The organism is Maribacter antarcticus DSM 21422, assembly GCF_000621125.1.
GTDB classification, from domain to species: Bacteria; Bacteroidota; Bacteroidia; order Flavobacteriales; family Flavobacteriaceae; genus Maribacter; species Maribacter antarcticus.
Genome location: NZ_JHZC01000012.1, coordinates 69091 through 87855, shown reverse-complemented (window position 1 = coordinate 87855; position 18765 = coordinate 69091). Strand labels below are relative to the sequence as shown.

Sequence of the window (18765 nt, the reverse complement as noted above, 5' to 3'; positions counted from 1 at the left end):
CCTGTGCCTCTTTTTTTTATAACTACTACAGAAGATTTATTGCTCTAAAGAAACACCTTTCCAAAAAGCAACCCGGCCTTTGATACCTTTTGCCAATTCGCTTACTTCTGGGTAATACCAAGCTGCATCGGGGTTTTGCTTGCCGTTTACTTCTACTGTGTAGTAGGAGGCCATTCCTTTCCATGGACACGAGGTATGGGTGTCACTCGTTTTAAAATATTCTTTTTTGATACTTTCTGCAGGAAAATAATGATTGTTTTCTACGACCAAAGTTTCATTGCTTTCTGCGATTATAGTATTGTTCCAAACTGCCTTCATAATTTTTTTTTAAACTGATTTTGTAAATAGATAATTTTTGTAATAATTCTTTGCGTCACTAAATGTTTCCAACACCTTCAACCCAGACTTTTCCGCAAGCCAATGCACCGTTTTGTCGTCGTATTTTTGGGAAATTTCAGTATGTATGGTTTCCCATGCGTCGAAAGTAACATCCAGACTCAGCTTTTCTATATGTACTTGTTGTGGCGATTGTGCTACCAAATAACTTTTTGCTGTGCCACTCTCCGGATCGTACACTTCCCAATGCATAAAACTATCCATATCAAAATTAGCTTCTAGTTCTCGATTAATTCGTACCAATAGGTTTTTATTGAACCTTGCTGTAATTCCTGTTGTATCGTTATACGCATCCAATAAGATTTGGGGATGCTTTTTCTGGTCAAAACCTATAAACAGTAAGTCATTCGGTTGCATGTATTCCTGTATTTTCGAGAGAAATTCAATCGCTTGGTCATGTAAAAGATTTCCTATATTGGAACCAAGGAAGAGAATGACTTTTCGTTCATCCGTAGCGAAATTGAGTTTTTTTAGCGTTTCAAAATACGTGCCTTGCATCGGTTCCGTAGCTAATTCTGGAATTTCATCTTTTAGATTGGCCTGTAGGGAATCCAATGCATTCTGACTAATGTCGATAGGGCGAAAGGTAAAATCGAGTTTTTTGTCAGTAAAATGATGTAAAAGAATCTTGGTCTTTTTTCCATCGCCAGCTCCCATTTCTATTAAATGAAAAGGTTTTTCGTTATTAAAAAAATATTGGGCAAGTTGTTCCTTGTACGTTTCCAAAATACTGAATTCCGTATTGGTGAGATAGTACTCTGGCATGTTCATAATGTCCTGAAAAAGGGCATCTCCTGCCTTATCATAGATGTATTTGGAGGATAGGAACTTCGGGTATGACGTAAGGCCTTGGTATACCTCTTGTTTAAATTGCGTATCTAATTTAGGTGCTAACTTTTTATGCATGTAGTGTAGGTCGTAATTATTTGGCTAACCTTAATCCGGTAAATTGCCATCTTAAATTAGTTTGAAAAAAATTGCGGTAGGTAGGTCTTGCATGTTTACTGGATGTAGCTACCGAACTGCCGCGAAGAACTTTCTGGTTCACCATAAACTTACCGTTGTATTCGCCCAAGGCACCATCCGCTTTTTTGTAATTAGGGTAAGGTAGGTAGGCACTTTCCGTCCATTCCCATCGCTGGCCCCAGGCAAAAAGATGCTGCGCAGCTTCCCATTCAAATTCTGTAGGCAAGCGGCAACCTTTCCATTGCGCATAGGCAAAAGCTTCAAAATAGGAGAGGTGAGTTACTGGGGTTTCAGTAGTTATTTTTTGCAAACCGTTATAGGTGTAGTGGTGCCAGATTCCGTCTATGATGTGCCAATACAAAGGAGCAGAAATTTGTTCTCTGTTTACCCAATCCCATCCTTCGGCATGCCAAAGGTCAAATTTTTGGTAACCACCGGCTTCTATAAAAGCCATATACTCTGCATTGGTTACCAGCGTATTGGAAATAGCATAGGAATGTAGATACACCTTATGTCTCCCTAGTTCATTATCGTAGCAGAAATCTGTGGATTTGTGGCCTATTTCGTAAATCCCTTCCTCCATGGGGACCCATTCTTGAGCCCGTTCTAAGGAGTTATGTTCTTTGAAATTTTTCGTGTACTTGGGAAGCAAGGGATTATTGCCCAGAATGTACTTGATATCCGTCAATAACAATTCCTGATGTTGTTTCTCGTGATGGATGCCAATTTCTAAAATATCCAAAACCTCTTTTGAATTTTTCTTTTCCAAGAAACTTTTTAAAGCTCCCGTTACATGGTTTCGGTATGCATATACCTTTTCCACGGAAGGCCTGCTCATATTACCACGGTCTGCCCTAACAACTCGTTTGCCAACAGTTTCGTAATAGCTGTTGAAGACAAAGGAGAAATCGACATCAAAAATGCTGTAACTTTTTGCGTAAGGTTTTAAGATGAATTCCTCAAAGAACCACGTCGTATGGCCTAAATGCCATTTGGGTGGACTTACGTCTATACTGGGTTGGACAACGTAATCTTCAATTTCTAAGGGTTTGCAAATGGACTCAGTATACTCACGGGTTTCTAAAAAGAAATCCAGCAGCGAATCGGTAAGGTTCATGAAGGTAATTTGATTTTAAAGATAACCAAATATTATGGCCCCATTTGCTCTTTAACGTTCTTTTAATCCAAATTATACATAGGTAAACTAAAAATAAAAGGCGGTTTTTCATTAGATTTGCTAAGCACAATGATGCTGAAATTGTTCAGCTCCATTATTTTTTTGACCATAGCAAGACCGAGCCCTACCGCCACTTTTTGTTGGCCCGTTTTAGTTTGTCGATGCGTTCAAAAATCAAAGCCTGATATCTTAGTTATAGCTTATGCATATAATTAGGAGAGTAGGTCAAACACAGAATAAATAATTTTTTAACCAACCCTAAAAAAGTGTGTAACCAAAAATTACAGAATAGCTATTAAATTCTGAATCTGCAAAAAGTATAGTTCTGTGTGATAGTGTCAAAAGCCTAAACTCTAAGCTAAATTTATCAAGATATTTATATCCGAAACCACCAGAAAAACTTCCAAATGTTCTAAAGTCTCCAGATCGAAGAACCGTTTCGTCGGCTCGAGTAAATTCAAATTCAGTTTTTATTGTAAAGTCCATCGTATAGGCCATATTAATAAAAAGTTTGGAATTTTTACTTAAAAACATATAGTGTCTAACTCCTAATGGAATTTCTATGGAGGAGTATGCTAGAGTTGAGTTTACTATTCCACCTGATACGTTAGAAGTTTCAAATATATTTTGATTGCTAAATTCTTGATAGGCGGCCTCTGCGATAATACTCCACTTATTCTTATTAATAGGTAGAATAATTTCAGTTTCAATACCGAATCCAAAACTTTGTTTTTGATTCATTGTTAAATTTGCTGATGCGAATGGAGGGCCAGGTGTCATAGTTGATGAGTAGTTCATCCTTGGTCTTAAATTAAGGTTGAATTTTGTTTTTTCCCTCTTTTTTTCAACGTTTGAGGATTCTTGGCCAACACAAGTATTGTATTCCTTAACTATTTTTTGCAGACTCTTTTTGATGTAAACTACCTCTTGCATTTTTTTAAACGAGAACTCAGGACATTTTAAATTATCTAGTAACTGTTCTCTAAAAGTATTGTTCTCTCCAAAATTATTTCTTCCTACCAAATAACGTTTAAAGATTAATTGCTTAATTCTAGAACTATCTTTACTAAAAAAGAAGAGTTCACGGTTATCTTCTATCAAAGAATATAAGTTGACCGGTCCTTTAACGAGTTCGCGTACAAACACAGTTTTGGTTTCTAATATAGGTTTCCAGCTTTTATCTATAGTATTTATACTTTGGCTAGATTGATCTATATCTGCTGTGACTCTTATGAATTTTGCGCTATTATAGATTTCAAACTGCTTAACATCATTAATAGAAAGTCTTACTGTGTTGTTATTTGTAGAAGACCTAAACATTATGTCCGTAGGGTTACTCCTACGACTGTAATTTTTTATTAGACATTCAGTCCTTTGGTTTTGGTTATTTATGTAATAACCTTCTTCAAACGTTACTTGGGAATAGGATGTAAAATATATTCCAACAATCATGGTTAAACTCAATAATAGTCTTTTCATAAAAGAAATTGATACATGAAAGTATTCTGGTTTAACTATTTCTAATAATAAATTAAAAATTTAATGGTGTCGGCAGTTTAAGCGCGTGGGTTTAAATAGCAACTGTCCCTTTAATATGCGGATGCGGATTATAATCGACCAGTGTAAAATCTTCAAACTTAAAGTCAAAAATATCGGTTACTTCTGGATTGATCACCATTGTTGGTAAGGGTCTGGGTTCTCTGCTCAATTGAAGCTCCACTTGCTCCATGTGATTATCATAAATATGGGCATCTCCAAACGTATGTATAAAATCTCCTACTTCGTAACCACATACTTGCGCCATCATCATCGTGAACAACGCATAAGAAGCGATGTTAAAAGGAACGCCCAAAAAGATGTCTGCGCTTCGTTGGTATAATTGACAGCTTAATTTGCCATCGGCCACATAAAATTGAAAAAAAGCATGGCAAGGCGGTAATGCGGCTTTGTTATTTGCAACATTTTCCGCAAAAGATTTGGAGGTGTCTGGTAGTACACTAGGATTCCAAGCGGAGACTAACATCCTCCTACTGTTAGGATTATTTTTTAACGAAAAGACGACATCTTTTATTTGATCTATTTCGTCGTCGTTCCAATTACGCCATTGTTTTCCATAAACGGGGCCTAAGTCGCCATTTTCGTCTGCCCAATCGTTCCAAATACGAACACCATTTTCTTTTAGGTATCCTATATTGGTGTCGCCTTTCAAAAACCAAAGCAGCTCATAAACGATGGACTTTAAATGTAATTTTTTAGTGGTCACCATCGGAAAACCTTTACTTAGGTCAAATCGCATCTGATATCCAAAGACACTTTTTGTGCCGGTTCCCGTGCGGTCTCCTTTTTGATTTCCTTCTGCTAAAACATGCTTTAATAAGTCGTGGTACTGTTTCATCTAGATGCTAATTCGCTAACAGGTTGTTTTAAATTGAATACCTATTTTAGGTGTTCATAAGTAAGATTTTATTCCAGAAAGTGGAATCAAAACAAAAATATGATTTAAGAAGAAGTAAAGTTGTCGAATCTCTTATCGGTTATAAAAATTTATTAACGAAGGTGCCAAATTATCGTTTACTAATTTTTTGATATTCTAAAATCTTGTTTTCACTTTGAATCGCAATAAAGTATATGCCAGATGCTAGTGAGTTGAAATTTAAGGTAATAGTACGAGTATTGGTAAAGGATTCTTTTTGATTAATTGCCTCGTAGCATTAACTATTGTAAGTTCAACCTCGGGGATTAAGACTTCAAAATCTATTTCTATGGTATTTGAAGTAGGATTGGGATACGTTTTGTTTATAATTTCATTAGAAAATGGCCTCAGGACTGCCGATATATACCCTATTATAGGTTTTTCATATGAAATTATAAATTTTTCAACATCTTTAATGCTGTCGTTGTTAGCTCTTATAAACCATAAAGTTTCAGGGTTTACTTCAGCATCTAAATCCCCACAATCTGTTGTTGGAATCACACTATTGGTATACATTGTTCTAGGACTGATGCAGCTTTCTAGTTTGGGCAAAACGGCGTAGCCATCATTATTAGAGTCAAAGCACCAAGTGGAGACTTCGAATACACTGGCATTGGTATCGTCACGATTGGTAGGTCGAATTACTGCTGTTACAGTTTATGTCTAGCACAGAAACATCACTAGGTAATTTTTCGGCGTTGCCACTTAAAAATTCATTGGTGCTATTTCTGCTTGTGGCACATAACCTGTAAAATCATTAGTCCCCATTATCGCGCCGCTCTCCGTTAAAGTCTTACCTCGGGAAATGATTTTTTTAAAAGTATGTGAGTCCGGTATCGTATATTCAGTTGTCCTACTAGTCGGTATTACGGATTAAAAACCCCCAATATTATGCCCAAATAAAAAAGAGCTGTATAGGAAACATAGTAGACTGATTTTCATAGAGGTGTTGGTTGTGTGTGTCAAAAAGATAAGCATACTAATCATTTGCTATAAGGGAAAATGAAAAGTATATTTTTTTATCGTGAAAGAAAAACCAAGGTTTAAAGGAGTTATATATCAGATAAAAATTACCTCTAATGTTCTGTTCTCATGATAAAGAACAAGTGAGTTTTTATCTACCCTAATATCATACCAGCAATTGTTGCTGAAAGTAAGGAGGCCAATGAACCTCCCAAAACCGCTTTCATCCCAAATTCAGAAAGTGTTTTCCGTTGCCCAGGAGCTAAAGAGCCGATACCGCCAATTTGGATGCCAATAGAGGCAAAGTTAGCGAAGCCACAGAGCATGTAGGTCGCCATGATAATGGATTTATTGTATTTTAAATGGGGCATGCTCGCCATATCCTTTAATTCCGCTAATTGGATATAGCCCACAAATTCGCTTGCTGCTAGTTTAATACCTAGTAATTGTCCCATCAGCATAACATCTTCTTTGGCAACACCTATTAGCCACATTAAGGGAGCGAACACAGTACCTAAAATTGCCTCCAAAGAAAATCGTTGATACGATGTGTTTTCGGCAATCCAATCGTTGAGGTTGATTAAATCTCCCGTCCACTCCAAGATTCCGTTGATCATAGCGATAATCGCGACGAATACCAATAGCATGGCACCCACGTTCACGGCAAGTTTTAAACCTTCCGTGGTGCCATTAGCAATGGCATCTAAAACATTGGAGCCTATTTTTTCAGAAGAAACGCTCACGTCTGTATTTACCGCTTCGGTTTGTGGGTATAACATTTTAGAGATTACAATAGCGCCAGGAGCTGCCATTACCGATGCTGCTAACAAATGCTTGGCAAACAAGAGTTGTAATGCTTCGTCTTCTCCACCTAAAAATCCAATATAGGCAGCAAGCACTGCACCTGCTACCGTTGCCATGCCGCCAATCATTACGAGGAGGATTTCAGAGCGGGTCATTTTCTCCAAATATGCCTTTATTAGAAGCGGGGCTTCCGTCTGTCCTAAGAAAATGTTTCCAGCTACGGATAAGCTTTCTGCGCCTGATATACCCAAACTTTTTGATAACAACCAAGCCAATGCTTTTACCACTTTTTGAATCACTCCTAAGTAAAATAATAGTGAGGTAAGTGCTGAAAAGAATATGATGGTAGGCAGCACTTGAAAGGCGAAAATATAACCGAAAGTGCCGGTGTCGACAACCAGTCCTTCAAACAAAAATTTACTTCCGGCACGAGTGAATTCTAAAATACTTACGAAAATCTTTCCTATTTGTTCAAAGATGAGTTGAATGAACGGTACTTTTAATACACCAATAGCGATTACCAATTGTAACGTAAGGCCAACGCCAACAGTTTTCCAATTTATGGCCCTGCGATTAGAGCTGAATAAAAAAGCTAAAAGCAATAGCGACGCCATACCAATTGCACCGCGCCAAAGGCTGTTCAGAGAAAATCCTTCGTTGGGTGCTAGAATCTTGCTTATGGTTGAAATATCGTTGAGAACGGCAGAATCCACAAAAGTCACGATGGTGTCATTGGTTTCTGGGTTCTGAGCAAAAAGAGTAAAAGGGAAAACAATAAAAAAAGAGATTAACCACGTACTTTTCTTCATGTGAAGGATTTGGTTTTAATTCCTTTTGGATATTTCGTCTCGTAGCTTGGCTGCTTTTTCATAATCTTCAGCGGTAACAGCTTTTGTAAGTTCTTTTTCAAGTTCATCTATGGTAAGCTCCGTATACCCATCAGAGGCACCGGATTCTATGTGAACGGTTTCCCCCTCTTGTAGAATCTCATCCACTATGATACTATCTCCGCTAGCGTCATCCGATTCTTTATCCTTGGACGAAAATTTCAGGAAAATTCCTGCTTTGTCCAAGATGGTCTTGTAGGTAAATATAGGAGCATTAAAACGCAATGCCAAGGCAATCGCATCACTTGTACGGGCATCAATAATTTCTTCGATACCATCACGTTCACAGATGATACTGGAATAAAAAACGCCATCTACCAGTTTATGAATAATTACTTGTTTTATAACGATATCAAAACGGTCAGAGAAGTTTTTAAATAAATCATGCGTCAACGGTCGCGGCGGCTTTATTTCTTTTTCCAAAGCTATAGCTATGGACTGCGCTTCAAAAGCACCGATCACAATCGGTAATTTACGGTCTCCTTCAACTTCATTCAATATAAGGGCGTACGCGCCATTTTGGGTTTGGCTGTACGAAATTCCTTTTATTTTTAAACGGACTAAACTCATAATAGTTAAAATAAAAAAAGGACTGTTCAAATACTTGGGTTGCCAATTATTTGAACAGCCCTTTGGGGGCACAAATTAACAAAAATTAAGCGTTTTGGGCTTTAAATTCCTTTAATTTTTCTATCAAAGCTGGTACTACTTCAAACGCATCGCCTACGATACCATAATCTGCCGCCTTAAAAAATGGGGCTTCGGGGTCTGTGTTAATCACTACTTTTATTTTTGAAGAACTTACACCAGCTAAATGCTGTATGGCTCCGGAGATTCCGATAGCGATATACAAGTTGCTAGCTACAGGTTTCCCTGTTTGCCCTACATGTTCTCCGTGAGGCCGCCATCCTAAATCTGAAACAGGTTTTGAGCATGCGGTGGCTGCACCGAGCACATCAGCTAATTCTTCTATTATTCCCCAGTTTTCAGGACCTTTTAGACCTCTTCCTGCTGAAACCACGATTTCCGCGTCTGCAATAGTAGCTTTTCCGATAACCTTATCGATTTCAACTGATTTGGTTCCAAAAGAACCATCTTTCAATGAAATTAGTAAATCTTCAATAGAAACCTCCGTTTTATTTTCATGTATGCCAAATGAATTATTAGAGACTCCTATGACCTTATGGTCTGTATGTATTTGGGTATGTGCAAATCCCTTGTTACTAAAAGCGGTTCGTTTAACCGTGAACGGTGAAGTAGATTCAGGAGCTGCGACCACGTTTGGTACATACCCTGCCTCTAGGGCAGCGGCCAATAATGGAGCCATATACTTAGTATCTGCACTTGAACTTACAATAATCGTAGTAGCTCCTTCTTGTTTGGCTGCCTGAACTACTGCTAGGGCATAAGCATTGGCGTTGAATGTCTTTAATGAATCGTTAGAGATATGCAACACCTTAGAAATGCCATAATCCCCTAAGCTTTCATTTTCGTTTGAATTAAAAGATACTGCCGTGGCAGTTGTTCCAAGTTGCTTAGCTACTTCCGTGGCATAGGAGGCTACTTCAAAAGCACTTTTTTTAAAATTTCCGTTTTCGGATTCTGTATATACTAGTACTGACATATTTTTTAAATTATAATGGTTAACCTAAAATTGGAAATCGATTAAATCGCTTTTGCTTCGTTGTGAAGAAGATTTACCAATTCGTCCACGGTATCAACAAGCTTTATGGACCCTTTAGGTTCTGGTTTGTCAAAGGATACGTCTTGGGTTGCTTTAGTTGCGGTAATAGGCTCTATAACACTCAATTTTTTCTGACGCGCCTGCATAATCCCCCTCATATTAGGGATGCGGAGGTCGCTTTCTTCTACAAGTCCTTTTTGTCCACCAATAACCAAGGGAAGGCTAGTACTCAAAGTTTCTTTACCGCCATCTATTTCTCTAATAGCGGTTGCAGTGTTTCCATCTACGTCTAAGCTAATACAGGTGTTTACAAAATTCATGTCCAAAAATGTGGCTATCATTCCCGGAACCATTCCTCCATTATAATCAATGGATTCCCTGCCACCGATTACTAAATCGTAACCTCCTGTTTTTATGACTTCGGCAAGTTGTTGGGCAACGAAAAAACCATCTACTGGCTTTGCGTTTATTCGTATTGCCTCGTCCGCACCAATGGCAAGCGCTTTTCTCATGGTGGGCTCTACGTTTGCACCGCCCACGGTGGCAACATGCACTGCAGCGCCTTGTTTTTCCTTGAACCACATGGCTCTTGTTAATCCAAATTCGTCGTTTGGATTTATTACGAATTGTACGCCGTTGGTGTCAAATTTTGTGTCACCCTCAGTGAAATTTATTTTTGATGTAGTGTCAGGGACATTACTTATGCAGACTAATATTTTCATTTATGAAATACGTTTAAAATGATGAGTACGAAGATAACCATTAATTTTCAAATTTATTATGCATGCATAATAAATTTTATAACTTTTTTTGATTCTCTCGAGTGATAGTTTGACATATTATTTGTTATTTTTGCTTCCTTTGAAGCGAAACCTTTAGAGTTTAAAATTTAAGCTAATGAAAACCTTACAATTTAGAGAAGCCATCGCGGAGGCCATGTCCGAGGAAATGCGCAGGGACGAGTCAATTTATCTAATGGGCGAAGAAGTTGCAGAATATAATGGTGCGTACAAAGCTTCAAAGGGAATGCTGGACGAGTTTGGTGCTAAACGTATAATTGACACCCCGATTTCCGAATTGGGTTTTGCTGGAATAGGTGTTGGTTCTACTATGACGGGGAATAGACCTATTATAGAGTTTATGACATTTAATTTTGCTATGGTTGGTATTGATCAAATCGTTAACAACGCTGCGAAGATTCGTCAAATGTCAGGTGGACAGTTTCCTTGTCCGATTGTCTTTAGAGGCCCTACGGGTTCAGCAGGCCAATTAGGAGCAACGCACTCACAAGCTTTTGAGAGTTGGTATGCCAATTGTCCTGGTCTTAAAGTTATCGTTCCTTCAAACCCTGCGGATGCTAAAGGTTTATTGAAATCTGCCATTCGTGATGATGATCCTGTTATTTTTATGGAATCCGAGCAGATGTACGGCGATAAAGGCGAAGTTCCAGAAGGTGAGTATACCATACCTATAGGTGTTGCTGATATTAGAAGGGCTGGCACGGATGTGACAATAGTTTCCTTTGGGAAGATAATTAAGGATGCAGACAAAGCTGCTGACGAGCTCGAAAAAGAAGGTATTAGTTGTGAGATAATAGATTTACGGACCGTAAAGCCTTTGGATTATGAGGCAATACTTACGTCGGTCAGAAAGACAAATCGATTGGTAATCTTGGAAGAGGCTTGGCCATTTGGTAATGTAGCTACTGAAATCACGTATCATGTGCAGGCGCATGCATTCGATTATCTAGATGCTCCTATTGTAAAAATTAATACTGCTGATACACCAGCGCCATATTCACCCGTTTTATTGGCAGAGTGGTTGCCTAATCATAAAGATGTAGTGAAGGCTGTTAAAAAGGTAATGTATAAATAATAACATTTTTTTGTAAAAGTAGCTTAGCTTCGTCGACCAAAGTCGAGGAAGCTTTTTTTATTTGGAATGCTATTTGTCCAATACCTCCTGCAGAGTTTTAATAATGAAACAAATATTATCTTTCTTTTTGCTTTTTGGCTTTGTTTGGTTGAATGCCCAGACCAAGGTTGGCGGTATTGTTATAGATGAGGCTGGGGAGTCTGTGGCTTTTGCTAATGTGCTTTTTAAAAACTCCACCGAAGGTACTATTAGCAATGAAAACGGAAGGTTTTATATGGAGTCTAATAATGTGCACGACATATTGCTAGTTTCGTTTATAGGCTTTGAAAATCAGGAAATTATTCTGGAGAATAAGGTAACCTACGGCATGAGCATAATCTTGCTCGAAGCTACGGAGCAGCTGGACGAAGTGGTATTGATTTCTGGTAAACAGTCTAAAAAAAATAATCCAGCAGTAGAAATACTTAAGAAGATATGGGCTAAAAAACGGCAGAATGGTGTTCGTCAATTTAATCAATACGCTTTCGATAAATATGAGAAGGTTGAGTTTGATTTGAATACTATTGATAGTTCCTTGATAAAAAGCAAGGTATTTAAAGGTTTGGAGTTTGTTTTTAAAGATTTGGATACGTCAAGAATCACTGGAAAAACGTATTTACCAATATTTTTGAATGAGACCTTTTCTAAAGTAACCGGGGACAATATTTTAAAAGAAAAAAAAGAGGAAATTTTAGGCAACAAAAATTCTGGTTTTGATAATAATCAGGCTATTATCGCTTTTGTAAAAGACCTGTATCAGAGCTATGATATTTATGATAACTATTTGAAGTTTTTCGATAAAAGTTTCACCAGCCCCTTATCTCGTTCTGGCATAGATACTTATAATTATGCCTTGCGTGACAGCGCCTATATCGACACTAAATGGTGTTATAATATCGTGTACTATCCCCGCAGAAAGAACGAGCTTACCTTCAAGGGTGATTTTTGGGTCAATGATAGTACATGGGCTGTAAAGAACATAAATCTGGAAGTAACGAAAAGTGCCAATATCAACTGGGTAAAAGAAATCTATATTGAGCAGGATTTTGATGTAGTCAACGATTCGGTCTTTCTTCTTAAACGGGATTATATGTTAAGTGATTTCAGCTTTCAAAAGAAGGAAGAATCGAGAGGGGTTTATGGTAAGCGGACCACGGTTTATGATAACTATGAGTTTAATAAACCAGTGCCAAAAGAATTTTATAGAAAATCTAGGAACGTAGTAGATCCAGGTGCGCTAGCTACGGACGATGCGTTTTGGAAGAAAAACAGGCTGGAAGATTTGAATAAGGATGAATCCGGTATCTATAAACTTTTGGATACCTTGAAAACAGTACCTAAATTTAAGTCCTATTATAACGTAGTGAGTATTTTAGGTTCCGGTTATGTTGAGATAGACAAGTGGAATCTTGACGTGGGTACCATTTATGATTTCTTTGGGTTTAACGATGCTGAAGGACCTAGAATAAGGATAGGTGCTCGGACATATTTTGGTCAAAACGATCCCTGGCGTATAGAAGGGTACGGTGCTTACGGATTTACGGATAATAAACTAAAACATGGTATTTCGGGTAAGTTTCTTCTAAATCCTAAGAGCAGACTTATTGTTTCTGGAGGACACAGACGTGATATAGAGCAACTGGGTGTAAGTCTCACCGCTACCAATGATGTATTGGGAAGAAGTGTAGCTTCCTCTTCTCTACTTACGGTAGGAGCCAATAATAGGTTAACCAATATTAATTTAAGTGCACTTAGTTTTGAAATCGAACCAGTTACAAATGTACGGGTTTCGATAGGTGCTACGTTTAGGACCTTAAGTTCAGCATTGCCTAATGATTTTAGCTTGGATTATATAGATTCGGAAGCTTCTTCTGGGGTGTCTTCGGAGGTGAGACAGTTGGATTTTAGCACTATTTTTATATATACACCTGGAAAGCAATCCGTAGGGTATGGTGTGGAACGTAGAGAGGTAAATGATCGCTATAGCACCTTGCTTCTTAATGTTACAAAGGGTACAAACGGATTTTTAGCTAGTGATTTTAATTACACCAAATTACAATTTTCTTACACTAGGCCATGGCAATTGGGTGGTTTTGGCAGGTTGATGACGACTGTGGAACTTGGAAAAACCTTTGGAGAAGTGCCTTTAGGCTTGTTGAGCGTTGTGCCAGGGAACCAAACATTCTTTTCCAATTATGGGACATTTCCAAATTTGGATTTTTACGAATTTGTAACGGATACCTATAGTGCTGTGCATTTAGAACATAATTTTAACGGAAGGTTATTTTCAAGGATTCCATTTTTACGTAAATTAAATCTGAGGGAAATTATCGGACTTAGAGGAGTTTGGGGAGAACTATCCGATGCCAATAGGCTTCTGAGTTCGCCTGCAGCTATTAATACGCCTCTACAGGCACCTTCGGAACGTATTTATTATGAGTACTCCTTGGGGGTTGGTAATATCTTTAAAATTTTTAGAATCGATTTTAATTTTAGGGGTAATTATCTGGATAATCCTGATGCAAGGGCCTTTGGGGTTACCGGTACTTTTGGGTTTAGCTTTTAAACTTCAAGAAAACAGGATAATTTCGGGCGCCAAAAGGCGTTATAATTTTTATAAGTGTTGGATTAACGCCTGAATTTTGGTTTAACTTTTAACGCAATTAAATATGAATAAGATATGAGTGAGAATAACGATGTAACTTTTGATGTGTTAATTGAAATTCCCAAAGGAAGTCGTAATAAGTATGAATATGATTTTACTCTGCATAAGATTAGATTTGACAGAACATTGTTTTCTTCTATGATGTATCCAGGTGATTACGGTTTTATACCAGAGACTTTGGCTTTAGATAAAGATCCGTTAGATGTTTTAGTGATGTGTACAGAGCCAACCTATCCTATGGTAGTTGTTGAGGTAAAGCCAATAGGAGTCTTTTACATGGAAGATGAAAAAGGACCTGATGAAAAAATAATTTGTGTTCCTGTTTCTGACCCTATTTGGAACCAAAAGAATGATTTAGCAGATTTAAATCCGCATAGAAAAAAAGAAATTGAACACTTCTTTCAAGTGTACAAAGACTTAGAAAAAAAGAAAGTTGATGTTGGAGGTTGGGGTAATGTTGATGAAGCAATAAAAATTTATCACGAGTGCGTGCAACGTTATGATGAAAGCGAACATAAAAAGAAGCGGACCTTTACCATTTAAAGAACGGATTCTTAATTTGTAGTCACCTTTATTAATAAAGGTGGCTTTTTTTATTCTATTTTACTACTTTAGCAACCGTTTAAAAAACTATAAACAATCAAATCAAATGGAATTAATCGTAAAATTTTTACCCGTCTTCGGAGTAGTAGCCCTTCTTTTTGTGGCTTGGAAGAACGCATGGGTAGGCAAGCAAGAAGTAGGTGATGAGAAAATGTCACGTATTGCTAAGAATATAGCCGATGGCGCTATGGCCTTTTTAAAAGCTGAGTACAAGGTTTTAGCAATTTTTGTAGCAGCGGTAGCTGTCTTGTTATTTTTTAAAGGAAATTCAGAAGTTGGATCTAACGGTCTGGTTGCTGTATCATTTATTGTAGGTGCTATTTGTTCTGCCTTGGCAGGATTTATTGGAATGCGTGTTGCTACTAAAGCGAACGTAAGAACTACACAAGCTGCAAGAACATCATTAGGAAGAGCATTGGAAGTAGCTTTCGCAGGTGGTGCTGTAATGGGCTTAGGTGTTGTTGGTTTGGGTATTTTAGGCTTAAGTGGCTTATTTATGGTATACCAATCGATTTGGCCTGGAGCTGATAATTTACCTATGGTATTAAATGTGCTTTCTGGTTTTTCGTTAGGGGCTTCCTCAATTGCTTTGTTTGCACGTGTTGGTGGTGGTATTTATACGAAAGCAGCAGATGTAGGTGCTGATTTAGTAGGTAAAGTTGAAGCCGGTATTCCAGAGGATCATCCTTTAAACCCAGCAACCATTGCAGATAACGTTGGAGACAATGTTGGAGATGTTGCGGGTATGGGTGCTGATTTGTTCGAATCTTATGTAGGTTCTATCATAGGAACAATGGTTTTAGGTGCATTTATTTTAACACCTGATTTTGATGGTTTAGGAGCTGTGTACTTACCTTTAGTACTTGGTGCCGTAGGTATAATAATGTCTATCCTTGGAACATTTTTTGTAAAAGTAAAAGATGGTGGAAATCCTCAAACCGCATTAAATATTGGAGAATTTGGTTCTGCTGGTTTGATGGTTATAGCATCTTATTTTATTATTAATGCGTTAATTCCAGAATCGGTAGAAGGTTTGCCATTCGGTGCAATGGGAGTCTTTTGGGCAACAATTGCCGGTTTAGTTGCCGGTTTAGGGGTTGGTAAAATAACAGAGTATTATACAGCTACGGGTAAAAAGCCTGTAATGTCAATTGTGAAGCAATCTGAAACTGGAGCAGCCACAAACATTATTGCTGGTTTAGGTGTTGGTATGATGTCTACCATGATTCCTATTCTTTTGATTGCTGCTGCTATTATGGTATCACATCATTTTGCAGGTTTATACGGGATTGCAATTGCAGCAGTAGGAATGTTAGCAAATACAGGGATTCAATTAGCTGTTGATGCTTACGGGCCAATATGTGATAATGCTGGTGGTATTGCTGAAATGGCTGAATTACCAAAAGAAGTACGTGAGCGGACCGATAAATTAGATGCTGTTGGTAATACTACGGCTGCTGTTGGTAAGGGCTTCGCTATCGCGTCTGCAGCATTAACGGCATTGGCTTTATTTGCTGCTTTTATGAAAACAGCAAATGTTGTTTCTATTGATGTGTCTCAGCCACAAATTATGGCTGGCTTACTAGTAGGAGGCATGTTACCCTTTGTTTTTTCGGCATTATCAATGAATGCTGTTGGGCGTGCCGCAATGGCGATGATTGAAGAAGTTAGACGTCAATTTAGAGATATTCCTGAATTGAAAGCGGCGTTGGTAGTTATGCGTAAGTATGATTCTGATATGACTAAAGCTTCAGTAGCAGATAGAAAAATATTTGACGCGGCGGATGGTGTTGCGGATTATGGAAAATGTATTGACATTTCTACCAAAGCATCTATTAGAGAAATGGTGTTGCCAGGATTATTAGCAATCGTTGTTCCTGTAGCTGTTGGTTTTATTGGAGGTGCTGAAATGTTAGGGGGATTACTTGCTGGTGTTACCACTTGTGGTGTGCTTATGGCAATATTCCAATCTAATGCTGGTGGTGCTTGGGATAATGCGAAGAAAACTATTGAGGAACAAGGGAAGAAAGGAACAGACGTTCATAAAGCAGCTGTTGTCGGTGATACGGTTGGAGATCCTTTTAAGGATACATCGGGTCCTTCGTTAAACATCTTATTGAAATTGATGTCGGTTGTTGCTTTGGTTATCGCGCCAAGTATTGCGTTGAACGCAGATACTATAACAGCTTATAATGAGACTAAGACGGCAACAGAAGTTGTGTTCGCTCAAACGGAAAAAAACGTTGCCTTAAGTATGAACAACAATGAAGATGGTACCTCAAGAGCAGTAGTTATTACTACAGTTATAGAAAACGGTAAAGAATCGGTTTCAGAGAAAGTTTTTGAAGGAACGGAAGAGGAAGTAAAAGCTAATGTAGTGGCTTTTAATAAATCTTCTAAAAACGTTAAGGTTCAAGTTCAACATCTAGCAGAAGAAGTAAAAGAAAAAAGGAACTAAAGCTTAGTTTCCTTTTAGTATAAAAAGCCCTTCATGTTTTGCATGAAGGGCTTTTTTGATTTTATTGCTATCTTATTTATACGCATAACTGTGAATTTTAGTTCAGCGTAAAGAATGGCACAATGTTAACTGTTTTCTTACTGCAACTTAAAGGTGATAGGGATAGCGAAAGATACCTTTACGTTTTGGTCTCGCTGTTTTCCTGGGGTCATTTTAGGTAGCTTTCCAATGATTCGTGCAGCTTCGTTTTCAAGATTGTCGTTGGGACCTCTCATACGTATATTGCAAATAGTACCGTCCTTTTTAATATCAAACATAACGTTCACCCTTCCTTGAATGCCTAATTCTTGCTCTTGTTCTGGATAGCGGAATACGTTACTAATATGCTTCTGTATCATTTTGCCAAAACAGGCTCTTTTGTCCGTTTTGTTTTCACAACCTGGAAAAACTGGAACTTCTTCAATGTTTACCCAATTTACCTCCGGCTCAAGTTCATGCTCTATGACTTCAATATCGGATACTTCTCGTATTTTGGTATCCGGGTCCGCTTCTGTAGATTGTATTTCGGCTTCTATTACCTCAGGGTCATCGGTTACAATCTCAATTTCTAGTGGTAGTACTTGCTTTATTTTTGGCTTTTCAACCGTAAACTTTTCTATATATTCCTCTTCTATGATATCATCTGGTTTACTTAGTTCATAGGCATAGGTATTTGGTTTGTCATAGGTCTTCCATTCTAATGCCTCGTAGGATAGAAGCATAACGGTAACTAATCCAATAGCGAAATAAACACCACTTCTTTTGTTTATGTCTTTGCTAGGGTTCTTTTTAAGTTTCATGCTTGTACTTGTTTGTGCTGCCAAAAGGCGAACTGGTTTATAGTATTTTGATTTACATTTAAAGCTACCTTTTGTGTGTTGCTTATAAAATAGGGAATGAGGGAACTAGGGGTTTCGATGTGGGAGTGCGTTGTTGATCCTAGGGTTTCTATCTATTTAGAGTATTTTTATTATCGGATAGCGTTAACGATTCCTATTATATATCTTAATTTTAAGCTATGGGGTAATGAAAAAAGATAAACTACAGATTATCTGTTTTCAAGGATACGGAACTAATGATAGACTTCCTCTTCGCGGTAGGGCTTTGGAAGACGAAATAATCGATTTGGAACAAAAGGGGTTCTTAGCTGTAGTCTTGAACACGTGGAAACGATTTGAAACCGATGAAATCAAACACGCCAAAATAAAAGTAAAGGCTGGAGGTTCGATTACCCTAAAAGCCAATACGGATACTAATGGCTATTATTTGAAAAATGAATTTGTTGAATATTTTTCTAGGTTCGCTAATACCGAGGGCTGGTTACCGGTAGCGGCTTCTTTTGCAACTGACAACTTGAATAGAAGCGTCAATGATAATAATTGTTTTGTTGGTGAAATGCTTATTCCTTGTGCGGATGCAGATTATGGTGTGATAGACGATACCATACTTCATACGGGTGTGGTCTCTTCTTTAAAATGGAGAGTCCTTGTTAATACTATATTTAAAAGAGCCGGGAGCCCGGATGCATTGGAAGGAACAGCAGATTTATCATAAATTACATCAGGGAAAATCAGGCTTAAAATTGAATCCTATTTTTTATGTGAGCCATAGTCCATGGAACCTTTATCGCTATTAAAACTATTTCTAAAAACAAATAATTTTCCTAAAGGGCCAATGTTATTACGTAGTATCTCGAGTTTCAGGGCAAAAAACAGAAAAGGCCCGACTCCGCAAAA

The 18765-nt window shown here is 37.9% G+C and carries 16 protein-coding genes; 5 read left to right on the top strand and 11 right to left on the bottom strand.

The features are described 5' to 3' along the window. Nucleotides 1-36 precede the first annotated feature (36 nt). From Q360_RS0112390 to Q360_RS0112345, 10 genes are all read right to left on the bottom strand, one after another. A complete protein-coding gene (locus Q360_RS0112390) occupies nucleotides 37-318 on the bottom strand; it encodes a DUF427 domain-containing protein (RefSeq protein ID WP_027077397.1) in 282 nt (93 codons plus the stop codon). Between the two features lie 9 nt (nucleotides 319-327). After that, entirely contained in the window at nucleotides 328-1302 is a 975-nt protein-coding gene (gene egtD / locus Q360_RS0112385) for an L-histidine N(alpha)-methyltransferase (RefSeq protein WP_027077396.1), read from the bottom strand. Between the two features lie 16 nt (nucleotides 1303-1318). Continuing rightward, entirely contained in the window at nucleotides 1319-2479 is a 1161-nt protein-coding gene (gene egtB, locus Q360_RS0112380) for an ergothioneine biosynthesis protein EgtB (RefSeq protein WP_027077395.1), read from the bottom strand. 318 nt (nucleotides 2480-2797) lie between these two features. Then, nucleotides 2798-4018, bottom strand: coding sequence for a porin family protein (locus Q360_RS0112375; protein ID WP_156950099.1), 1221 nt, complete (start codon nucleotides 4016-4018; stop codon nucleotides 2798-2800). A 91-nt stretch (nucleotides 4019-4109) separates the two neighbouring features. Next, on the bottom strand, nucleotides 4110-4934 hold the full coding sequence (locus Q360_RS0112370; protein ID WP_027077393.1) for a thymidylate synthase: 825 nt from the start codon (nucleotides 4932-4934) through the stop codon (nucleotides 4110-4112). 258 nt (nucleotides 4935-5192) lie between these two features. Further along, on the bottom strand, nucleotides 5193-5513 hold the full coding sequence (locus tag Q360_RS0112365) for a hypothetical protein (RefSeq protein WP_156950098.1): 321 nt from the start codon (nucleotides 5511-5513) through the stop codon (nucleotides 5193-5195). Between the two features lie 617 nt (nucleotides 5514-6130). After that, complete coding sequence (locus Q360_RS0112360) at nucleotides 6131-7588, bottom strand: NupC/NupG family nucleoside CNT transporter (protein WP_027077391.1); 1458 nt, start codon at nucleotides 7586-7588, stop codon at nucleotides 6131-6133. Between the two features lie 15 nt (nucleotides 7589-7603). Next, entirely contained in the window at nucleotides 7604-8236 is a 633-nt protein-coding gene (locus Q360_RS0112355; protein WP_027077390.1) for a bifunctional nuclease family protein, read from the bottom strand. 85 nt (nucleotides 8237-8321) lie between these two features. Then, on the bottom strand, nucleotides 8322-9290 hold the full coding sequence (locus tag Q360_RS0112350; protein WP_027077389.1) for an electron transfer flavoprotein subunit alpha/FixB family protein: 969 nt from the start codon (nucleotides 9288-9290) through the stop codon (nucleotides 8322-8324). Between the two features lie 41 nt (nucleotides 9291-9331). After that, entirely contained in the window at nucleotides 9332-10072 is a 741-nt protein-coding gene (locus Q360_RS0112345) for an electron transfer flavoprotein subunit beta/FixA family protein (RefSeq protein WP_027077388.1), read from the bottom strand. A 175-nt stretch (nucleotides 10073-10247) separates the two neighbouring features. Here Q360_RS0112345 and Q360_RS0112340 point away from each other — a divergent pair, with 175 nt between their 5' ends. From Q360_RS0112340 to Q360_RS0112325, 4 genes are all read left to right on the top strand, one after another. Further along, a complete protein-coding gene (locus tag Q360_RS0112340) occupies nucleotides 10248-11225 on the top strand; it encodes a pyruvate dehydrogenase complex E1 component subunit beta (RefSeq protein WP_027077387.1) in 978 nt (325 codons plus the stop codon). Between the two features lie 103 nt (nucleotides 11226-11328). Then, a complete protein-coding gene (locus Q360_RS0112335) occupies nucleotides 11329-13830 on the top strand; it encodes a DUF5686 family protein (protein ID WP_027077386.1) in 2502 nt (833 codons plus the stop codon). 114 nt (nucleotides 13831-13944) lie between these two features. Beyond that, nucleotides 13945-14472, top strand: coding sequence for an inorganic diphosphatase (locus tag Q360_RS0112330; RefSeq protein ID WP_027077385.1), 528 nt, complete (start codon nucleotides 13945-13947; stop codon nucleotides 14470-14472). 106 nt (nucleotides 14473-14578) lie between these two features. Beyond that, the gene (locus Q360_RS0112325; protein WP_027077384.1) at nucleotides 14579-16990 is read left to right on the top strand and encodes a sodium-translocating pyrophosphatase; all 2412 of its coding nucleotides are present in this window, start codon (nucleotides 14579-14581) and stop codon (nucleotides 16988-16990) included. 137 nt (nucleotides 16991-17127) lie between these two features. Here Q360_RS0112325 and Q360_RS0112320 read toward each other — a convergent pair whose 3' ends face one another. Then, entirely contained in the window at nucleotides 17128-17829 is a 702-nt protein-coding gene (locus Q360_RS0112320) for an energy transducer TonB (protein WP_027077383.1), read from the bottom strand. Between the two features lie 226 nt (nucleotides 17830-18055). On the opposite strand from Q360_RS0112320, the gene Q360_RS27195 reads away from it, so the two are divergent. Further along, nucleotides 18056-18583, top strand: coding sequence for a hypothetical protein (locus Q360_RS27195; protein WP_316931518.1), 528 nt, complete (start codon nucleotides 18056-18058; stop codon nucleotides 18581-18583). The last annotated feature ends 182 nt before the right edge of the window (nucleotides 18584-18765 follow it).